Origin of the sequence: uncultured Campylobacter sp. (assembly GCF_938045465.1) — a bacterium.
Taxonomy (GTDB): Bacteria; Campylobacterota; Campylobacteria; order Campylobacterales; family Campylobacteraceae; genus Campylobacter_B.
Map to the genome: position 1 here is coordinate 1 of NZ_CALIBF010000037.1, position 3670 is coordinate 3670.

At 32.1% G+C, this 3670-nt stretch carries 7 protein-coding genes; all 7 read left to right on the forward strand.

The features are described 5' to 3' along the window. A partial coding sequence (locus Q0413_RS02205; RefSeq protein WP_298986875.1) for a sugar transferase occupies positions 1 to 138 on the forward strand: 138 nt, incomplete at its 5' end. Between the two features lie 1114 nt (positions 139 to 1252). Further along, on the forward strand, positions 1253 to 1672 hold the full coding sequence (locus tag Q0413_RS02210) for a hypothetical protein (RefSeq protein WP_298986864.1): 420 nt from the start codon (positions 1253 to 1255) through the stop codon (positions 1670 to 1672). 174 nt (positions 1673 to 1846) lie between these two features. After that, positions 1847 to 2065, forward strand: coding sequence for a hypothetical protein (locus Q0413_RS02215; protein WP_298986866.1), 219 nt, complete (start codon positions 1847 to 1849; stop codon positions 2063 to 2065). A gap of 97 nt (positions 2066 to 2162) precedes the next feature. Next, positions 2163 to 2462: a hypothetical protein gene (locus tag Q0413_RS02220; protein ID WP_298986868.1), complete on the forward strand. Its 300-nt coding sequence runs from the start codon at positions 2163 to 2165 to the stop codon at positions 2460 to 2462. Positions 2463 to 2699: 237 nt separating this feature from the next. Then, entirely contained in the window at positions 2700 to 2897 is a 198-nt protein-coding gene (locus Q0413_RS02225) for a hypothetical protein (RefSeq protein ID WP_298986870.1), read from the forward strand. A gap of 18 nt (positions 2898 to 2915) precedes the next feature. Beyond that, positions 2916 to 3509 carry a hypothetical protein gene (locus Q0413_RS02230; RefSeq protein ID WP_298986873.1) on the forward strand — a complete coding sequence of 198 codons (594 nt, stop codon included), beginning with the start codon at positions 2916 to 2918 and terminating at the stop codon, positions 3507 to 3509. Next, entirely contained in the window at positions 3473 to 3643 is a 171-nt protein-coding gene (locus Q0413_RS11205; RefSeq protein ID WP_366939631.1) for a hypothetical protein, read from the forward strand. Before Q0413_RS02230 ends, Q0413_RS11205 begins: the two co-directional genes overlap by 37 nt. Positions 3644 to 3670 lie beyond the last annotated feature (27 nt).

Genomic DNA, 3670 nt, shown 5'->3' on the forward strand with positions numbered 1-3670 from the left:
AGCGGGCGCAGCGATGTGGATTTTGCGACCAGGGCGGGCATGGATACGTGGTATATGAAAAACTGGTCGATCTGGAACGATATCGTAATTATTTTAAAAACCTTCAAAGTCGTTTTGGCGCGCGAAGGGGCAAGCTGATAGTTTATAGAGTTTAAAACGGGGCTGCCTCTTTTGAGATAAATTTTAAATTTAATACGACGCTTCGATCGAGATATTAGAATCGCTTGAGGCTAAATTTGCACTATTTAAAATCATATATAACAATACAATCGCGCGGCAATAGCTAGGAGTTTGCAGTGCAAAATTTGAAATTTTGAAATTTCATCGCATGCTTGCGTAAAATAAGACTACGTAAAAATGGTGATAGTTTAATGCACGCGATTAAGATGATGTAGTATCTGGGGAAAATTATTAGCGCAAATCGTATTGTTTAAGCAAACAGAAAAAGGGGCGCCACCCATTAAATTTTATGCAGTTTTCTTTTCTGTTTCGGCGTGAATACTGCGCGCAAAATCTGCACAACGCGGATAAATTTTTATCCTCGCTTTCGCACTCACTCTTTCCAAAATTCTAAATCGCCCATTGTAAAAAGCTGAGTTTTAAAATTTAGGGAATTTGCAGATAAAATTTTGATCTATTTGAGGGATAGGGGGATGGTTCCCGGTAAAATAGATAATGGAAATGAACTATTCGGAAATCACACTATTTCAAATACCGCTTACGGATATGCCGATAAAAAAGCGACCAACGATATGAGGCTCTAAAGGCCTATGATCTAAATGACGACAACGTAATAGACTAAAAGGACGAGATATTTAATAAGCTTAAAATTTGGAAAGGTACGAATTCTAACGGTATTACCGACGAAGGAGAGCTAAGCTCGCTTGCGGATAATAATATCAAAAGTATCGATCTAAACTACAAAGAGATAATGATAGACTAGAATTCTAATACCGTAAAGCAAGGCTCTGAGGCTGCTCTTATCGATGAGCCGATCTACCGAATGGGCTGGAGTAAGTGAAGCGGCTAAAGACTCACGGGGAATATATATAGATGCTAGAAATTTAGCGGCGCATAAGCGGCCTAAGGAATTTATAACTGCTTAAGTGAGATATATATAGAATTTGTAAAAGCAATCAAATTAAAGGCAAGAAGAGGACTGAGATTTTATAACATTCACTGTCGGCAGATTGCTTCGCTTGCAAAGTTTACCGCAATGACGAGAAAAGCAAATAAAACGGAAGGATAAAATTTGGAAAATTTTGAAAACTGGAATAAAAATGTTAAAAAACGGGATTTGAACTCAAACGAAAACGCAAATTTAAGCGATTTTAATCAAAGAGATTACGATAAAGAACCGATAGTAATTAAAAATCCTTATGAATTCTTTCTTAAAAATTTGGATTTATTTTGTTTTATAGGAGCGTTTGTGATTTTATCAACTGCCTGTATTGATTACACGGACAATATACACACAAAAGAAATTAAAATTTTATTATATTTTCCTTTTACGTTTGTAATTTTACATATTATTTGGACCTTTTATTACTACATTATCAAAAACAAATGCGAAACCAAATTCACAAATAAAACGATAGAATTTGTCATAAATGGAGAAGTTAAAAGGGTTAAAAATTTGATAGATTTAGAGCCTATTACAAGAAATTTTTAAGCCTTCGTATTCTCTTGGAGTATATTTTTATTTATTTCTATTTTTTTGATTATTTTAATTTCAATTAGTGAAAAATCATTGCTATATGTTTTTATAATAATGGTCTATTATATACTTTGGTTTCTTTTAAATTTTTTATTTAAACTTATTTTTCATTTGATTTTAGGCGGAGAATTGAAAGGTTTCTCGTTATATCCAGCTATTATTTTTGATTATCCGCAATATATCGGTGGTCGCTTGTGGAGATTAGCTACAATTGATATGCGACCATATAATGGAAAATTTCATATGGTTTATATAATTCATAAGCAAGATTATTTAGATTTACAAAAATATTTTTCTGATAAGAAACATATAAATTTAAGTTTGGTTAAAAAGAAATTTTCAATCTAAAAAGGAGATAAGATGAGTAGAGAAAGTGTTGCTAAAATCGAGCTAGATAAAGCTTATGATGCTATAGTTGCTAATCTCAAATTTACAAAGGATTATAGTGCAAGAATATAATACCAATACAACAAGCAATCAAAACAAGCAACAAAGAGACTACGATAAAAAGCCGATAGTAATTAAAAATCCTTACGAATTCTTTCTTTCAAATTTATTCCTTTTTTCTCATTGCGGAACGGTGCTTGTTTTATTGGTTTATGCTGATTATATGGGGATTGCAAATGTTAGCAATATTTTTCTATGGACTTTTTTTGGGCTTGGCGTTTTGCATATCGTAGCTACATTTTTTTATTATATCATCAAAAACAAATGCGAAACCAAATTTACAAATAAAACAATCTAATTTATTATAAATGGCGAAGTTAAAAGGATTAAAAATTTAGTTGATTTAGAACCTATCGTAAGGACTTTTAGACTGCTTACACCATCATCGCTAATTGGAATTATTGTTTTTAATTTACTTATATTTTTTATGGTTGCATTAGTAAAAATGGTTCATTATCTTATCGCCTATTATGTCATTTATTTACTTTTAAATTGTTTGTTTAAACTTATTTTTCATTTGATTTTAGGCGGAAATTTGAAAGATTTTACATTATTTCCTGCTTTTATATTTGATTATGGAGAACTCATATGCAAAGGAAGGTCTAGTTTAGATATTCTTAAAGATAAATTTCATATGGTTTATATAATTCATAAACAAGATTATTCAGATTTACAAAAATATTTTTCTGATAAGAAACATATAAATTTAAACTTGGTTGAAAAGAAATTTTAACCTAAAAAGGAGAAAAACATGAGTAGAGAATTAGTTGCTAAACAAGAATTAGACAAAGCAGAAGTAAGACTTAGAAAAAATAGTGATTTGGTTAGACAATTAACTGAATTATTGAAAGATGCACTTTCTGGTGCCGATATGTCATTTACTGGATTAGAAAAATATGTTGAGATAAATGGCAAAAGATATACAAAACCGGAGTTAGATGAATTAAAGGGAGCTACAGGATATGTTGGAATTGGTAAAGCATTGGCTGGTATAGTCGATGATATAGCTGACGGTCAAAGTTTTGGGCATACTGTCGTGGGCGTAGCTGTGGATTTCGGGCTTATTGCAATTACAAAATTCATCCCTGTTGTAGGTTGGGTAACGCTATGGTATGATATAGGAAATTTATTAGATAAGTTGGACGGAAAAGATAGTGGCATATTTGATTTACGTAAACAGGTACAAAATTTATGGGACAAAATAACGGGTGACGGACTATCAGATATAGATAAAAACGCTCTAAATAAAGGAATTTTACGCACAACAATGCCCGACAAAACAGTCTATGCAAGACCTTTATCGTCGTCATTTTTCCCTTATGGCGTAACCCAAGCGGACTTTTAACGGGCGACTACAAAGACGATGTTTTATTCGGCGGATATGGCGATGATACGCTAATGGGTAAAGGCGGCGGCGATTTACTAATAGGCGGATATGGAAATGATAGGATAAATTATAAAAGTTTCCAAAGAGTTTAACAAGCTTAAGAGCTACTATACATTTTT